The 16,010-nt window shown below is 67.8% G+C and carries 15 protein-coding genes; 7 read left to right on the top strand and 8 right to left on the bottom strand.

Annotation, left to right across the window (positions count from 1 at the left end):
- The first annotated feature begins 71 nt into the window (after positions 1–71).
- From AC3A84_RS14350 to AC3A84_RS14340, 3 genes are all read left to right on the top strand, one after another.
- Complete coding sequence (locus AC3A84_RS14350) at positions 72–1,205, top strand: JmjC domain-containing protein (RefSeq protein WP_487970508.1); 1,134 nt, start codon at positions 72–74, stop codon at positions 1,203–1,205.
- 62 nt (positions 1,206–1,267) lie between these two features.
- Positions 1,268–1,798 (top strand): hypothetical protein, encoded by a 531-nt coding sequence (locus AC3A84_RS14345; RefSeq protein WP_487970507.1) that lies wholly within the window; start codon positions 1,268–1,270, stop codon positions 1,796–1,798.
- Positions 1,799–2,030: 232 nt separating this feature from the next.
- Positions 2,031–2,300, top strand: coding sequence for a hypothetical protein (locus AC3A84_RS14340; protein ID WP_487970505.1), 270 nt, complete (start codon positions 2,031–2,033; stop codon positions 2,298–2,300).
- A 138-nt stretch (positions 2,301–2,438) separates the two neighbouring features.
- Here the strand turns inward: AC3A84_RS14340 and AC3A84_RS14335 are convergent, their stop codons facing one another.
- The 6 genes from AC3A84_RS14335 to AC3A84_RS14310 form a co-directional block, all read right to left on the bottom strand.
- Positions 2,439–3,233: an MBL fold metallo-hydrolase gene (locus AC3A84_RS14335; protein WP_487970503.1), complete on the bottom strand. Its 795-nt coding sequence runs from the start codon at positions 3,231–3,233 to the stop codon at positions 2,439–2,441.
- A gap of 11 nt (positions 3,234–3,244) precedes the next feature.
- Complete coding sequence (gene bamC / locus AC3A84_RS14330; protein ID WP_487970501.1) at positions 3,245–4,333, bottom strand: NlpB/DapX family lipoprotein; 1,089 nt, start codon at positions 4,331–4,333, stop codon at positions 3,245–3,247.
- A 70-nt stretch (positions 4,334–4,403) separates the two neighbouring features.
- Positions 4,404–5,300 (bottom strand): 4-hydroxy-tetrahydrodipicolinate synthase, encoded by an 897-nt coding sequence (gene dapA / locus AC3A84_RS14325; RefSeq protein WP_288513135.1) that lies wholly within the window; start codon positions 5,298–5,300, stop codon positions 4,404–4,406.
- A 30-nt stretch (positions 5,301–5,330) separates the two neighbouring features.
- Positions 5,331–5,906 (bottom strand): class I SAM-dependent methyltransferase, encoded by a 576-nt coding sequence (locus AC3A84_RS14320; protein WP_487970499.1) that lies wholly within the window; start codon positions 5,904–5,906, stop codon positions 5,331–5,333.
- A gap of 100 nt (positions 5,907–6,006) precedes the next feature.
- Positions 6,007–6,156, bottom strand: coding sequence for a hypothetical protein (locus AC3A84_RS14315; RefSeq protein WP_487970497.1), 150 nt, complete (start codon positions 6,154–6,156; stop codon positions 6,007–6,009).
- A 14-nt stretch (positions 6,157–6,170) separates the two neighbouring features.
- Positions 6,171–7,406 (bottom strand): MFS transporter, encoded by a 1,236-nt coding sequence (locus tag AC3A84_RS14310; RefSeq protein ID WP_487970495.1) that lies wholly within the window; start codon positions 7,404–7,406, stop codon positions 6,171–6,173.
- A 96-nt stretch (positions 7,407–7,502) separates the two neighbouring features.
- Between AC3A84_RS14310 and AC3A84_RS14305 the strand changes: the two genes are divergently transcribed.
- The 4 genes from AC3A84_RS14305 to AC3A84_RS14290 all read left to right on the top strand — a co-directional run bounded on the left by AC3A84_RS14305 (position 7,503) and on the right by AC3A84_RS14290 (position 14,530).
- Positions 7,503–9,500, top strand: a complete 1,998-nt coding sequence (locus AC3A84_RS14305; protein ID WP_487970493.1) for a DNA topoisomerase IV subunit B — start codon at positions 7,503–7,505, stop codon at positions 9,498–9,500.
- 144 nt (positions 9,501–9,644) lie between these two features.
- Positions 9,645–12,008, top strand: a complete 2,364-nt coding sequence (parC, locus tag AC3A84_RS14300; RefSeq protein ID WP_487970491.1) for a DNA topoisomerase IV subunit A — start codon at positions 9,645–9,647, stop codon at positions 12,006–12,008.
- Between the two features lie 202 nt (positions 12,009–12,210).
- Positions 12,211–14,007: a methyl-accepting chemotaxis protein gene (locus AC3A84_RS14295; RefSeq protein WP_487970489.1), complete on the top strand. Its 1,797-nt coding sequence runs from the start codon at positions 12,211–12,213 to the stop codon at positions 14,005–14,007.
- Positions 14,008–14,245: 238 nt separating this feature from the next.
- The gene (locus AC3A84_RS14290) at positions 14,246–14,530 is read left to right on the top strand and encodes a hypothetical protein (RefSeq protein ID WP_487970487.1); all 285 of its coding nucleotides are present in this window, start codon (positions 14,246–14,248) and stop codon (positions 14,528–14,530) included.
- Here the strand turns inward: AC3A84_RS14290 and pdxY are convergent, their stop codons facing one another.
- On the bottom strand, positions 14,531–15,433 hold the full coding sequence (pdxY, locus tag AC3A84_RS14285; protein WP_487970486.1) for a pyridoxal kinase PdxY: 903 nt from the start codon (positions 15,431–15,433) through the stop codon (positions 14,531–14,533).
- Between the two features lie 35 nt (positions 15,434–15,468).
- Positions 15,469–15,927: a RidA family protein gene (locus AC3A84_RS14280; RefSeq protein WP_487970484.1), complete on the bottom strand. Its 459-nt coding sequence runs from the start codon at positions 15,925–15,927 to the stop codon at positions 15,469–15,471.
- Between the last annotated feature and the right edge of the window lie 83 nt (positions 15,928–16,010).

The following is a 16,010-nucleotide window of genomic DNA, read 5'->3' as shown; positions in this document are numbered from 1 at the left end:
GTCGGGGGGCGGGCTGTCGGCCGCATAGGACAATGCCGCACTGTTTCCCAGCTCTTTTCCGGACCCGCTTCATGGACACCCATATTCCGCTCGCCCTGCTGGGCGGGCTCACCGCCTCACAATTCATGCGTCGCCACTGGCACAAAAAGCCTTTGCTGGTGCGTCAGGCAATCCCGGGCTTCACGCCCCTGATCCCTCGTGCCCGGCTGCTTGCCATGGCAGCAGAGGAGGGCGTGGAGTCGCGCCTGATCCAGCAGCAGGACGGCGGCCGCTGGAAGCTCAGCCACGGTCCGCTGGCACGCCGCAGCCTGCCACCTCTGCAAAAGCCCGGCTGGACCGTGCTGGTGCAGGGCGTTGATCTGCACGACGATGGCGTGCATCAGCTCATGCAGCAGTTCCGCTTCGTGCCCGAGGCGCGGCTGGATGATCTGATGATCAGCTACGCCAGCGATGGCGGCGGCGTCGGTCCCCACTTCGATAGCTATGACGTCTTCCTGCTGCAGGCTCAGGGCCGCCGCCGCTGGCGCATTGGCCGGCAGAAGGACCTGACGCTGCGCGAAGGCATCCCGCTCAAGGTGCTGGAGCATTTCGAGCCCGAAGAGGAGTTCGTGCTGGAACCCGGCGACATGCTGTACCTGCCCCCGCGCTGGGCGCACGACGGCATTGCCGAGGGCGAGTGCATGACCTACTCCATCGGCTTTCGCTCGCCAAGCCGGGCGGATGTCGCACAGAACGTGCTGCTGCGTCTGGCCGACGAAGCCGGCGACGAAGAGGACACGCCGATCTACCGCGATCCGCGCCAGGAAGCCGTGGCCCAGCCCGGCGCCATTCCTTCGGCGCTGCAGGATTTCGTGCGCGACGCCGTGCGCCGCGCGCTGTCTGATCCACAGGCCCTGGAGCGCGCACTCGGTGAATCGCTGACCGAGCCCAAGCCCAATGTCTGGTTTGACCCGGCGCCGCTCGGCGGCTTGCTGGAAGGGGTGGTGCTGGACCGCCGCACGCGCATGATGTACGACGAGCGCCACGTCTTCATCAATGGCGAGAGCTACCGCGCTTCAGGGCGCGATGCCACGCTGATGCGCCGTCTGGCGGACGAGCGCTCGCTGTCTGCGCAAGATCTGTCCCGCGCCAGCGACGATGCGCTGGAGTTGCTGTCGGTGTGGTGTGACAGCGGCTGGGTGCATTCGCTGGTGCAGCCAGACTGAAGCGCGCCGCCGATCAAGTGCATCTGGGTGTATCTCTTGTTGCAAGCCGAAATGGTCGATGAATGAGCCACTCAGCGGATGAGGCCGCAATGCCGGGATATTGGGTGCGCTCCTTGCCTCAAGGCCGGTTCGCCGGCCGCGAGTCTTTTCGGCAGCATGTTCGCGATGCGTTGGCATGGGCGGCGCATGAGGGATGGCCTGAACTCGTGCTGAGCGATCCGGACTTTCACGACTGGCCCCTGGGCGAGCGTGCCGTGGAGCAATCGCTGCACGCGTGGGCCCGCGCCGGCAGGCAGTGCACCGTGCTGGCCGCAGATTTCGGTGCCGTGCAGCGCCTGCATGCGCGATTCGTTCAGTGGCGCGGCACCTGGAGCCATATCGTCGTCTGCCGCAAGGCGGCGGGCGCCCCGCCGCAGGAGGTGCCCAGCGCGATTTGGTCGCCCGGCTGGGTGCTGCACCGCATTGATGTGCCACGTTGCGTGGGGATGGCCGGCCCGGAGCCGGACCGCCGGGTGCTGTTGCGTCAGTCGTTGGACGAATGGCTGTTGCGCAGGAGCTCGCCGGGCTTTCCCGCAACAACGCTGGGGCTCTGAGGCGTGCTCAGATCGCTGCCTTTTCGCGGCCCTGGTCGATCGTCAACAAGCTTCCCAGCCTCCCGCCACGGTCTTCTTGGTGTTACTGGGGATTGACGAAAATCCTTATAATTTATCGTTGGCCTCATAACCACACGCATGCCGCCTGGTGTGCTTGGCCAACCGGACCGCTGCAAGAGGTGGACGGTGTTGTCCATTCGAAGAAATCCGTTTGTCCAAGAGGAAACCTGAAATGAAGAATTCCGTCGTTCTGGCCGCCCTGATCGCTGCTGCTGCCCTCGCCGCCTGCGGCAAGAAGGAAGAGCCCGCTCCCGCTCCCGCACCTGCCGTGGAAGCTCCTGCCGCCGCACCGGCTGCCGCTGCCGCCGCTTCTGACGCTGCCATGGCTCCCGCTGCTGCTGCTTCCGAAGCTGCTTCCGCCGCTGCCGCTGCCGCCTCCGACGCTGCTGCTGCCGCAAACGCTGCTGCCGCTGCTGCTACCGGCGCTTCCGCAGCCAAGTAAGCTCTGCAGGCTGTCCCCGGCGTTGCCTGGGGATCGGTCGAAGGCCCCGTACCGCTGGTCGGGGCTTTTTTTCGTCTGTCTTTTGGCGGCTGCTACGGCTGCTACGGCTGCTGCGAGCGCTGTCGGTGGAGAAGGCGTTCAGTCCACTTCGATCCAGCCGGTGCCTTCGCGCGGATGGGCCACGTCCACCGCCTCCGCGGGCCAGCCCAGGGCGTCTGCGAGCGCCGCACGGGCCAGCTCGGGGCGGTTGTTCTGGGCGCTCAGGTGGGCTGCTGCGACGCGCTGCAGGCCCGCGTGGCGCACCGCGCCCAGGATGTCTGCCGCGACATGGTTCGGCAGGTGGCCGAGGCGGCCGCTGATGCGCCTTTTCAGGAAGGCCGGGTAAGCCGATGCCTGCAGCATGTCGGCATCGTGGTTGGATTCCAGCAGCAGCGCGTGGCAGCCCTGCAACTGCTCCAGTACATGCTCAGATGCGTGGCCCAGGTCGGTCAGCAGACCGATGTGCGTGGTGCCGTCGCTGCAGCGCAGGTGCAGCGGTTCGCGGGCATCGTGCGGCACGGTGAAGGGGCGGGCCTCGAAGGCGCCCAGGTCGATCGCCTCGCCGTCGCGGGCGATGCGCAGCAGGCCGTCCAGCTCCGGGCTGCCCAGGGCCTCGTACGTGCCCTGACTCATCCATACCGGGACGCGGTGGCGCAGGGCGAGTTTTTGCACGCAGCCGATATGGTCGGAATGCTCGTGCGTGATGAATACGGCGTCGAGCTCATTCAGCGCAACGCCTGCGGCATCCAGCCGCCATTCGAGCTGCCGGATGCCGAGGCCGCAGTCCACCAGCAGCCTGCGGCGGGCCTGCGGGCCGCAGGCGCCGTTGGTGCCGCCTTCGACCAGCGTGGCGTTGCCCGTGCTGCCGCTGGCCAGGTTGCGAAAGCGGAGCAACTCGGGTGGGCTTACTTCAGATCGTCGACCAGCACCCGCACGATGCGCTGGGCGTTGTCGGACGATTCGGGGGCGCCGGCTGCGTTGAGCACGGAGACGGTGCTCACGTTGCCCTGGGTGCGCACGACGATGCGGTACTTGAGCGGTGCCACGCTGTCGGACGAGCTGCTGAACAGCTTGCCGAAGAAGCCCTTGTCCTTCTTGTCGGTCGGCGGCACGTAGCGCACGAAATAGACGCCCTGGCTGCGGTCGCGGTCTTCCACGGTGAAGCCGGTGCGGTCCAGCGTCAGGCCGACGCGGCGCCATGCGCGGTCGAAGGGTTCATCCATCTGCACGGCCGGGGCGCCCGCCACGGTGGCCAGGCGCGCAGCCGGTGCGGCCTGCACCGGCGCATTGGCGATGGCGCGCGACTGCTGCTCGCTCACGCCCAGCTTGACCATCAGGCGGCGCAGGAATTCGGTTTCCAGCTCGGGATCGACCGGACGGGGCTGCCACACGGTGCTGTCTTTTTGCTGGTTGGTGTAGACCTCGGCCATGCCGCGGTGCGAGATAAACACCTCGGTGGAGCCGTTGGGGCCGCGCTCCAGGCGCGTGCGGAACTTGTCGCGCTCGCCCGTGGAGTAGAGCGAGTCGAACACCTTGCCGATGGTGGAGCGGATGATGTCCTGCGGCAGCTTGGCACGGTTCTCGGCCCAGTCGGTTTCCAGCAGGCCCAGCTTGGGCTCTTCGGTAGTGAAGACGAAGCCGTTTTCGAGCCAGAAGTCGCGCACGGGCTCCCAGAGCTGTTCCGGCGTGCGGTTGACGACCAGCCAGCGCTGGTTACCGTCGCGCTCGATGCGGACGTCGCCGATGGTCTGCGGCGCCGCATTCGTGCGACTGCTGGCGCGCTGGGTCTGGCCGGCCTCGAAGGCTGCGGCCGACACGGTGCTGCCGGGCACGACGTAGCGAGCGTCGGTGGTGATCTGGCGCAGATCGGGCGGCACCTCCAGCGTCGGCCCCTTGGTGGCGCTCTTGTAGTCGATCTTGTCGTTTTCCAGAACGGAGCAGGCGGACAAGGCCATGGCAAGGCCCAGCAGGCCCAGGCGATTGATTGCGTTCACGCGAAAATCCTCTTGTGATCTGAGGCTGCAGGTGCGGCCGGGTACGTGTTGCGTCAAGGTGGGCGGTGCGTCAGAGCAAGCCGCCGGCCTTCAGGGCGGCTTCGACGACGGGCTCGTTGGCGGTGGACAGAGGCGTCATGGGCAGGCGCATGGCGCCGCCGCACAGGCCCATGCGCTTCATGGCCCACTTCACGGGAATCGGGTTGGCCTCGACGAAGAGCTGCTTGTGCACGGGCATCAGCTGAAACTGGATTTCCATGGCTCGGCGCACGTCGCCCGCAAGGGCGGCCACGCAGAGCTCGTGCATCAGGCGCGGGGCGACGTTGGCCGTCACGCTGACGTTGCCGTGGCCGCCGCAGAGCATGAGGGCCACGGCGGTCGGGTCGTCACCCGAATAGACGGCGAAGCCCTTGGGCACCTCGCGGATCAGCCACTGCGCGCGCTCGATGTTGCCGGTGGCTTCCTTGATGCCGATGATGCCGGGCACCTGGGCCAGGCGCAGCACCGTGTCGTGCTGCATATCGGCCACGGAGCGGCCTGGCACGTTGTAGAGGATGGTGGGCAGGTCGCCCACGGCTTCGGCAATCGCCTTGAAGTGCTGGTACTGGCCCTCTTGCGTGGGCTTGTTGTAGTAGGGCACCACCTGCAGCTGGCTGTCCGCACCGACCTTCTTGGCGAAGCGGGCCAGTTCGATGGCCTCGGAGGTGGAATTCGCGCCGCAGCCGGCCATGATGGGCACGCGCTTGGCGGACTGCTCGACGGCCACGCGGATGATCTCGCAGTGCTCTTCGACGTTGACCGTGGGCGACTCGCCCGTGGTGCCCACCACGCCGATGCAGTCGGTGCCTTCGGCGATATGCCAGTCGATCAACTTGCGCAGCGTGGGGTAGTCCACGCTGCCGTCCTCGTGCATGGGGGTGACGAGGGCGACGATGCTGCCGGTAAGAGGAGCGCTGGGGAGTGTCATGTCCGCATGGTGAAACGGTAAAAGGGCATTCTAACTAGCCGCCCGCGGCATGGAGGGCATTGCAGTGGGAACGAGGGGGCGCCGTGGTGGTGTTGCACCGGGTACCTCGCGCACCGCGGCGATCCGCTGCACGAAGCGTTCGGGCGACGGCAGCCAGCCGTCTTCGAAGGCCACGATGCGCAGACCTTCGCAGGCGCGCAGCAGTTCCCCGGGCGCCAGCAGAAAGTCGGGCCGCGAAGGCCGTCCCACGGTTTCGTTGCCGGCGGCGAACGTTTCATACAGCAGCACGCCGCCCGGCGCCACGCAGGCCACGATGGCCGGCAGCAGTGGGCGCCACAGGTAGTTGGTGACGATCACCGCATCGAAGCGGCGGCCGGCGAGCGGCCAGGGGCCGGCCTCGATGTCGGCGCACAGGGTTTCGGCGAAGGCGCCCAGCGGGCCCAGCGCGTCCTGCGACCGGTCGATGCCAGTGACCGCATGGCCGCGCCCGTGCATCCAGCGCAGGTGGCGGCCTGCGCCGCAGGCCACGTCGAGCACGCTGCCGCCCGCGGGTGCCAGATGCGCCCATCGCTGGATCCATTCGGAAGGGTGGTCTTGGCCGTGCATGGTGGTTTTGCTATTATTTTGATAGCTTCCTGCGCTTGTCCAGCGGGCGCAGGCGGCATTAAAGAGTCGGAAATCGATGCCGGAGTCGGAGTTCGGCCGCTCAGAAGCAGGCCCAGATCTGGTCGGCCAGCATGACCACGAAGCCCGGCTCCGCGTACAGCCAGAACACCAGCGCCAGCAGCGCGCCGCCCAGGGCGAGGGTGAGCGCCAGGTGCAGGCGTTGGGCGGGGCGCAGGCGCTGGCGGGGCATGCTTGCAAGACCTGTCAGGCGGGGCGCGGCGCGCGCAGCACCGGGGCTTCGCGCACCGGCAGGTTCACCAGGCCCGCGAAGACGCCCAGCGCGATGGCGATGTACCAGACCACGTCGTAGCTACCGGTGCGGTCGTAGAGGTAACCGCCCAGCCACACGCCCAGGAAGCTGCCGATCTGGTGGCTGAAGAACACGAAACCGCTGAGCATCGACAGGTGCTGCACCCCGAAGATCTGCGCTACCGTGGCGTTGGTGACCGGCACGGTGGACAGCCACAGCGCGCCGATCACGGCCGAGAACACATACACCGACGCGGGCGTGAGTGGCGCCAGCAGAAAGGCGCTGATGGCCACGGCGCGAGCGAAATAGATGAACGCGAGGATGTAGCGCTTGGGCAGGCGCTGGCCCAGCGTGCCGGCCAGGTAGGTGCCGAAGATGTTGAAGAGGCCGATGAGCGCCAGCGCATAGCTCGCCACCTGCGGCGAGAGGCCGTGGTCCTTGAGGTAGCTGGGCATATGCACCCCGATGAACACCACCTGGAAGCCGCAGACGAAGTAGCCCGCGGTCAGCAACAGGAAGCTGGGGTTGTGCAGCGATTCCGCCACCGCCTGCGCGATCGACTGGCCGCGCTGCGGCGCAGGCGTGGCGCCTTGGCCGGAAGGCTTGGAAAAGCCGGGCTCGCGCAGGCCGAAGGCCAGCGGCACGATGAGGAGCACCAGCAGCGAGAGCGCCAGCAGCGCCTCCTGCCAGCCCATGCGGGCGATGAGCTGGCCTTCCACCGGAACCATCAGGAACTGCCCGAACGAGCCCGCCGCCGCCGCCACGCCCATAGCCCAGGAGCGCTTTTCGGGCGCGATCTGCCGCCCCAGCACGCCGTAGATCACTGCATAGGTGGTGCCTGCCTGGGCCGCGCCGATGAGCACGCCGGCGGTGAGTGCGAAAGTCAGCGGCGTGGGCGACAGCGCCATGCCCGCCAGTCCCAGTGCGTAAAGCAGGGCGCCGCCGATCAGTACGCGGAAGGCGCCGAATCGGTCCGCCACCATGCCGGCCAGGATGCCGAATACGCCCCAGGCGATGTTCTGCACCGCGATCGCCAGCGCGAAGGTCTGGCGCGTCCAGCCCATTTCCTGCGTGATGGGCTGCAGCCAGAGCCCGAAGCCGTGGCGTATGCCCATCGACAGCGTGACGACGGCGGCGCCGCACACCAGCACCTGGGCCATGGACAATTTGCGCGTGGGATCTTGAGGCATCGTGCGAATGTAGCCAAAACGGCGCGGGGCCGCTGGCACGCAAGCGTCTTGCTTGTCTGTGAGCTGTGGTTATATCCAGCACTACAATCCGCCGCCATGGCAGTCAAACCCGCATCCGTATCCGCATCCTCCGCCGCGAGCAGCGAGTATTCCGAAGGCTCGATCCGCGTGCTCAAGGGCCTGGAGCCCGTCAAGCAGCGCCCGGGCATGTACACCCGCACCGACAACCCCCTGCACATCATCCAGGAGGTGCTGGACAACGCCGCCGACGAGGCCCTGGCCGGCCACGGCAAGAAGATCAAGGTCACGCTGCATGCCGACGGCTCGGTCAGCGTGGAAGACGATGGCCGCGGCATTCCGTTCGGCCTGCATCCCGAAGAGAAGGCGCCGGTGATCGAGCTGGTGTTCACCCGCCTGCATGCGGGCGGCAAGTTCGACAAGGGCAAGGGCGGCGCCTACAGCTTCTCGGGCGGCCTGCACGGCGTGGGCGTGTCGGTGACCAACGCGCTGGCGCTCAGGCTGGAGGCCCACACCCACCGCGAAGGCCAGGTGGCCCGGCTCGTCTTCGAGGGCGGCGACGTGACCGAGCCCCTGGTGGCGCGTCCGCTCGCCGCCGGCGAACGCAAGCAGGGCACCACCGTGCGCGTGTGGCCCGATCCCAAGTACTTCGAAACCTCCGTGCTGCCGATGGGCGAGCTGACCCACCTGCTGCGCAGCAAGGCGGTGCTGATGCCCGGCGTCACGGTGACGCTGGTCAACGAGAAATCGAAGGACACCCAGACCTGGCAATACAAGGGCGGCCTGCGCGACTACCTGGCGCAAACCTTGTCGGCCGATCCGGTGATCCCGCTCTTCGAGGGCGAGGGCTTCGCCGACCGCCACAACGAGAGCTTCGCCGAAGGCGAGGGCGCCTCCTGGTGCGTGGGCTTCACCGACGAAGGCGCCCCGGTGCGCGAGAGCTACGTCAACCTGATTCCGACCAGTGCGGGCGGCACGCACGACGCGGGCCTGCGCGACGGCCTCTTCAACGCGGTCAAGAGCTTCATCGAGCTGCATTCGCTGCTGCCCAAGGGCGTCAAGCTGCTGCCCGAAGACGTGTTCGCCCGCGCCTCCTACGTGCTGTCGGCCAAGGTGCTGGACCCGCAGTTCCAGGGCCAGGTCAAGGAAAAGCTCAATTCGCGCGACGCCGTGCGGCTGGTCTCCAGCTTCGTCAGGCCGACGCTCGAGCTCTGGCTGAACCAGCACGTCGAATACGGCAAGAAGCTGGCCGAACTGGCCATCAAGGCCGCGCAGACGCGCCAGAAGGCCGGCCAGAAGGTCGAGAAGAAGAAGGGCTCCGGCGTGGCCGTGCTGCCCGGCAAGCTCACCGACTGCGAAAGTCGCGACCTCTCGCACAACGAGGTCTTCCTGGTCGAGGGCGACTCCGCCGGCGGCAGCGCCAAGATGGGCCGCGACAAGGAATGCCAGGCCGTGCTGCCGTTGCGCGGCAAGGTGCTCAACACCTGGGAGGTGGACCGCGACCGGCTCTTCGCCAACAACGAGATCCACGACATCTCCGTGGCGCTGGGCGTCGATCCGCACGGCCCCAACGACACGCCGGACCTCTCGGGCCTGCGCTACGGCAAGGTCTGCATCCTGTCGGATGCCGACGTGGATGGCTCGCACATCCAGGTGCTGCTGCTCACGCTCTTCTTCCGCCATTTCCCCAAGCTGATCGACGCCGGCCACATCTACGTGGCGCGGCCGCCGCTCTTCCGGGTGGACGTGCCCGCGCGCGGCAAGAAGCCGGCCTCCAAGGTCTATGCGCTGGATGCGGGCGAGCTCGAGTCCATCCTCGACAAATGCGCCAAGGACGGCGTGGCCCGCGAGAAGTGCCAGATCAGCCGCTTCAAGGGCTTGGGCGAGATGAACGCCGAGCAGCTCTGGGAAACCACCCTCAACCCCGACACGCGCCGCCTGCTGCCGGTGCAGCTGGGCGCCATGGGCTTCGCCGATACCGAGAGCCTGATCACCAAGCTGATGGGCAAGGGCGAGGCCGCCGCCCGCCGCGAGCTGATGGAGCTGCACGGCGATGCGGTGGAGGTGGATATCTAGCCGTACGCGCTGCGGCTTAGGGCGGATTCGGGCTGCAGCCCCCGTTCTGCGAGCGCATGCTGCTATTGATTTGGTAGTGGATGGGTGGAGCACGGCCCAGGGCCGCTCCGCTGCCTCCTTCGTTCTTTTCTTTTCCTTCGACGCATGAGCGACAACGACCAACCCACCCTCGATCTCACCCCGCCCGCGCCGGCTGACGACCAGCTTGCCCTGGCCGGCTACGCGCAGCGCGCCTATCTGGAATACGCGCTCTCCGTGGTCAAGGGCCGCGCGCTGCCCGACGTGTGCGACGGCCTCAAGCCTGTGCAGCGGCGCATCCTCTTCGCGATGGACCGCATGGGCTTGTCGTACAGCGGCCCTACCCGCAACGTGCCCGCCAAGCCGGTGAAGAGCGCCCGCGTGGTGGGCGACGTGCTGGGCCGCTTCCATCCGCACGGCGACCAGTCGGCCTACGACGCGCTGGTGCGTCTGGCGCAGGACTTCAGCCAGCGCTATCCGCTGATCGACGGCCAGGGCAACTTCGGCAGCCGCGACGGCGACGGTGCCGCCGCCATGCGCTACACCGAGGCGCGCCTGACGCGCATCTCCAGCCTGCTGCTCGACGAGATCGACCAGGGCACGGTGGACTTCGTTCCCAACTACGACGGCTCCACCGAGGAGCCGCGCCAGCTGCCCGCCCGCCTGCCGTTCGCGCTGCTCAACGGCGCCAGCGGCATCGCCGTGGGCCTGGCCACCGAGATCCCCAGCCACAACCTGCGCGAAGTGGCCGACGCCTGCGTGGCACTGGTCAAGAACGCCCATCTCTCCGAAGAGGAACTGTTCACGCTGATCCCCGGCCCGGACTACCCCGGCGGCGGCCAGATCATCAGCAGCGCGGCGGACATCCAGGATGCCTACCGCACCGGGCGCGGCAGCCTGAAGGTGCGCGCGCGCTGGAAGATCGAGGATCTGGCTCGCGGTCAGTGGCAGCTGGTGGTGACCGAGCTGCCGCCGGGCGTGTCGGCGCAGAAGGTGCTCGAAGAGATCGAGGAACTTACCAATCCCAAGGTCAAGGCCGGCAAGAAGGCGCTCTCGCAGGAGCAGGTGCAGCTCAAGGCCACGGTACTGGGCGTGCTCGACGTGGTGCGCGACGAGTCCAGCAAGGACGCGCCCGTGCGCATCGTCTTCGAGCCCAAGACCGGCCGCGTGCCGCAGCAGGAACTCATCACTTGCCTGCTGGCCCACACCAGCCTGGAGACTTCGGCTCCCATCAACCTGACCATGGTGGGGCTGGACGGCCGGCCCGTGCAGAAGTCGCTGCGCCGCATGCTGGAGGAGTGGGTCGCCTTCCGCCAGCAGACCATCACGCGGCGCAGCCAGCATCGCCTGGCCAAGGTCCTGGACCGCATCCACATCCTCGAAGGGCGGCAGACCGTGCTGCTCAACATCGACGAGGTGATCGCCATCATCCGCGCCAGCGACGAGCCCAAGGCCGCGCTGATGGCGCGCTTCAATCTGTCGGAGCGGCAGGCCGAGGACATCCTGGAAATCCGCCTGCGCCAGCTGGCGCGGCTCGAGGCCATCAAGATCGAGCAGGAGCTCGCCGAGCTGCGCGAAGAGCAGGGCAAACTCGAAGACATCCTGGGCAACCCGTCGTCGCTGCGCCGTCTCATGATCAAGGAGATCGAGGCCGACGCCAAGCAGTTCTCCGATGCCCGCCGCACCCTCATCCAGGCCGAGAAGAAGGCCGTGGCCGAAGTCAAGGTGGTCGATGAGCCGGTCACTGTGGTCGTCTCGCAAAAGGGCTGGGTGCGCGCGCGCCAGGGCCACGGCCACGACGCAGCCAGCTTCGCCTTCAAGGCGGGCGACGGGCTCTATTCCACCTTCGAGTGCCGCACGGTCGATACGCTCATCGTCTTTGGCAGCAACGGGCGCCTGTATTCGGTGGCGGTGTCGCAGCTGCCGGGCGCGCGCGGCGACGGCCAGCCCATCACCACGCTGATCGAGCTCGAAGCCGGCACGCAGCCGGTGCATTACTTCGCCGGCCCGGCCGCCGCCACGCTGCTGCTGGCCAGCTCGGGCGGCTACGGCTTCATCGCGGCGGTGGAGAACATGGTGGCGCGCAACCGGGGCGGCAAGGCCTTCGTCACGCTGGGCGAGGGCGAGCAGCTCTGCCGGCCTTCGCCAGCAGCGGGCTGCAGCGCGGGTGGCCAGCCGCTGGCGCCGGCCACGCACGTCTGCTGCGCGTCGGTGGGCGGGCGCATCCTGACCTTCGAGATCAGCGAACTCAAGACCATGGCCAACGGCGGCCGCGGCCTGATGCTGATCGACCTGGAAGACAAGGACCAGTTGGCAGGTGCGGCGGCCTACACACGCAGCGTGCGCATCGCGGGCGTGGGGCGCGGCGCCAAGGAGCGTGACGAGACGCTGGAGATCCGCAGCCTGAACAACGCGCGCTTCCCGCGCGGGCGCAAGGGCAAGGCGGCTGACCTCGGATTCAAGCCGAACGCCGTACTGCGCGTCGAATAAACCCTCGTGAACACCCGTCCCCTGCGGCGGTCATCGCACGGGGGCGGCCTTTTTGTTGCACCGCCGCATCGCGGTGGGAGCATGGTGTTAATGCGGAGTAGTGTTTCGGCTTGTATCAAGGCACTATCTGCCCGCACGGCCATTGCAGGCGACGCATGAAGAGGTCGTGACTTGTCGAGATGCGCGCCAGGAGTACCCTATTGTGAAAGATCTGAAAATCGCCACCCGGCTCGCGCTGGGATTTGCGCTCATCCTGCTCGTCATGTTCGTCATGAACATACTGGGCCTAACGAACATGGGGGAGATGGTCCGTTCCGTGAAGGGCGTCGGATCGGAAGCTCTCCTGAAGGAGCGCCTGATCAGTGATTGGGCACGCAACATCCATACCAGCGTTCAGCGGACCAAGGCCGTGGTGCTGAGCGCGGACGCATCGCTCAGCGACCGGTTCGCGGAAGAGGCCGCCGCCTCGTCGCGCCAGTCGGGGGACATGCTCAAGCGCATTGATTCGCTGGCCGAGAGCGACCAGGAGAAGTCGCTGATGGCCGAAATCCAGAAAACGCGCACGGCCTATCTCGCGTCGCGCGACGCTCTGTACAAGGCCAAGCGCGAGGGCCGGCTGGACGAAGCTCAACGGCTGTTCACGCAGGAGTTCCAGCCGCTCAACGTGCAGTACCTCAAGAACGTGCAGCAGCTCCTGGACCTGCAGCGTGCGAACATTGATGTGGCTCTCGGAAAGGTGGAATCCGGCTACGCGCAGACCCGTATCGCCATGGTGATCGCCAGCGTGCTGGTTTTGATCCTGGGCGCGGGCCTGGGCTGGTGGATCACGCGCGGCATCACGCGCCCACTCGGCCAGGCGGTGCGCGTCGCGCGTGCCGTGGCGGACAACGACCTCACGAGCACCATCGCCCCCGGCGGGCGCGACGAGACCGGGCAGATGCTGAATGCCCTGCGCGAGATGAACGACAACCTCGCCCAGGTCACGGGCCGCGTGCGCCAGGGGGCCGACAGCATTGCCGTCGCGGCGCGGGAAATCGATGCAGGCAACCAGGACCTTTCCGCGCGGACCGAACGGCAGGCGAGTGCGCTGCAGGAAACAGCGGCCTCGCTCGAACAGCTCACCAGCGCCGTGAGCCAGAACGCCGACAGCGCGCGTCAGGCCACGCAGCTGGCCGCGCAGGCATCGCAGGTGGCGGGCGAAGGAGGCAAGGCCGTGGCGGACGTGGTGCAGACCATGGGCGCCATCGATGCGTCCTCGCGCAAGATCGCCGACATCATCGGCGTGATCGACGGCATCGCCTTCCAGACCAACATCCTGGCGCTGAATGCGGCCGTGGAAGCGGCCCGTGCCGGCGAGCAGGGCCGGGGCTTCGCTGTGGTGGCCGGTGAGGTGCGCAGCCTGGCGCAGCGCAGCGCCGAGGCCGCCAAGGACATCAAGACCCTGATCGGCGACTCGGTGGCCAAGGTGGACCAGGGTTCTCAGCAAGTGGCCCAGGCCGGCCGCACCATGGAGACAGTGGTGGACAGCATCCGCCGCGTGGCTGACATCATGGGCGAGATCAGCGCGGCGACCGTCGAGCAGAGCTCCGGCATCGGGCAGGTGAGCCAGGCCGTCGGCCAGATGGACCAGATGACGCAGCAGAACGCGGCGCTGGTCGAAGAAGCTGCGGCTGCAGCCAGTTCGCTCAAGTCCCAGGCGGCCATGCTGTCCGAACTGATGGCGATCTTCAAGCTGCGAGATGGCGGCCCCGCTGCGGAGTACCGGCCCCAGGCCGTGCCCATGGTCGCACCGGCTCCCGCCCGGGGGGCCGCTGCGGCGCCAGCGAAGGCCCGTGCCCAGGCGCCGGCCGTCCCGGCCAAGCCCGCTGCGCGTCCGGCGGCCACGCCGGCACTGCCGGGCCGCGCAGCGGCACCGGCAACCGCACAGCCACCAGCACCAGCACCAGCACCCAGCGCACGCAAGGCGACTGGCGGCGACGACGACTGGGAAACGTTCTGAACTTGTGAGCGGCGGCTGCCGACCCTTGCGGGCTTCGGGAGTCTCGGATGCTGTTGCTGGCCGGGATCGCCGCAGGCGGCATGGCGTTGATCCGCGGAAGCCAGAAGGCGCTGGTCGAAGCCAATGCATGGCTGCCGCATTGCCGGCGCCGACGGGGCCTCGCCGAGGCCCTAACGGGAGCGCGACGAGTTCGGCGAACTGCTGCGCCCGCTCGGCCGGATCGGAGATCGTCCGCTCGGTGCAGCACGTCAACGACATGATGGGCGAGATCTCTGCGGCCACCTCCGAGCAGAGCGCTGGTATCGGCCCGGCGAACGAATCCGCGGCCCAGCGGGATCAGATGACGCACCCGAACGCCGCACGGGTGGAGGAAAGTGCCGCCGCAGCCCAGAGCCTGCGCGGGCAGGCAGAGCAGCTGGCGCGAACGGTGCCGGTCTTCACGCTGCGCTCCATGCCCGGCAAGGCCGGGGCGGCGTTGCCACCGCCGTCTTCCCGGGATGCGTGTCGCCGGCTGACGGGCTGATCAGGCTCTTGCAGCCACGGCTTCGGCGGCGAAGCGCTGCGATGGCTGCGCAATCTGGTCGCGGCACGCCACGAGCGGCAGATCGCGCTGGCCGGGCACGGTGCGGGCCACCAGCGCGTAGAGGCTGCTCACGGCGCCGGAGACCGCATCGGGCGTGGCTGCGCCGCGCAGCAGATGGCCCAGCAGCACAGCGGAGAAAACATCGCCCATGCCGTTGGGCAGGGGCTGCAGGTCGATGAACGGGGTCTGAACCAGCCAGGCGGCATCTGCCGTCACGGCCAGGGTGCCGAGCCGGTCGTCGGGCAGATCGGGCGTGCGCAGGCTGGTCACCACGACCAGCGCCGGCCCGGTGCCGGGCGTGGGGCCCAGCAGGGTCCTCGCTGCAGCGATGGCCTCATCGACCGATGCGAGCGGCTTACCGCCGTGCAGCAGCTCGAATTCGTATTGGTTGGGCGTGATGATGCTGGCTTGCGCCAGCGCGCGGCGGCGCAGGAATTCGGGGATGTCGGGCCGCACGAAGACGCCCCGGCCCACGTCGCCCATCACCGGATCGCACAGGTAGTGCAGGCCGGGGCGGGCGGCGCGGATCTCCTGCACGGCCGCGAGGATGGCTTCGCCCACGCCGGCATCGCCCAGGTAGCCCGAGAGCACGGCCTGGCAGCGCGCCAGCACGCCGCGCGCACGCAGTCCGTCCAACACGTCGCCGATGTGCGCGGGGGTGAACACCTGGCCCTTGAACTCACCGTAGCCCGTGTGATTGGAGAACTGCACCGTGTGCACCGCCACCGGCTGCAGACCCAGCAGCTGCAGCGGCAGCACCGCCGCGTCGTTGCCCACGTGCCCGTAGGCGACGTGCGACTGGATGGACAGCACCAGGGGCGGCTCGGCAGCGTGCAGGGTCATGGCGGAGGCGATGGACTCGGTCGGTTATCAGGTGGTCAGGAGAGTTCGGCGATCAGCTCGATCTCGACGCAGGCACCCATGGGGATCTGCGCTACGCCGAAGGCGCTGCGGGCATGCACGCCCTTGTCGCCGAACACCTGGCCGAACAATTCGCTGGCGCCGTTGGTGACCAGATGCTGCTCGGTGAAGTCGCCGGTCGAGTTGACCAGGCTCATCACCTTGACGATGCGGGCGATGCGGTTGAGGTCGCCGCCGGTGGCCGCGTGCAGCGTGCCCAGCAAGTCGATGGCGACGGCGCGGGCGGCGGCCTTGCCTTCTTCGGTGCTGATGTCGCGGCCGAACTGCGCGGCCCAGGGCTTGCCGTCCTTGCGGGCGATGTGGCCGCTCAGGAACACCAGGTTGCCGGTCTGCACATAGGGCACGTAGGCCGCGGCGGGCACGGACACCGGGGGCAGTTCGATCTGCAGTTCCTTGAGCTTTTCATAGATGTTCATGGCGATCCTTGCAATAGGTGGGTGGGTACAAAAAAAAACGACGGCACGCAGCGCGTACAGAGTGCGTACGCTGCAGGCAGAAA

It is taken from the genome of Paracidovorax sp. (assembly GCF_057642795.1).
Note: the sequence above shows the minus strand (reverse complement) of the source record. Positions and strands in the feature narration are given on the sequence as shown.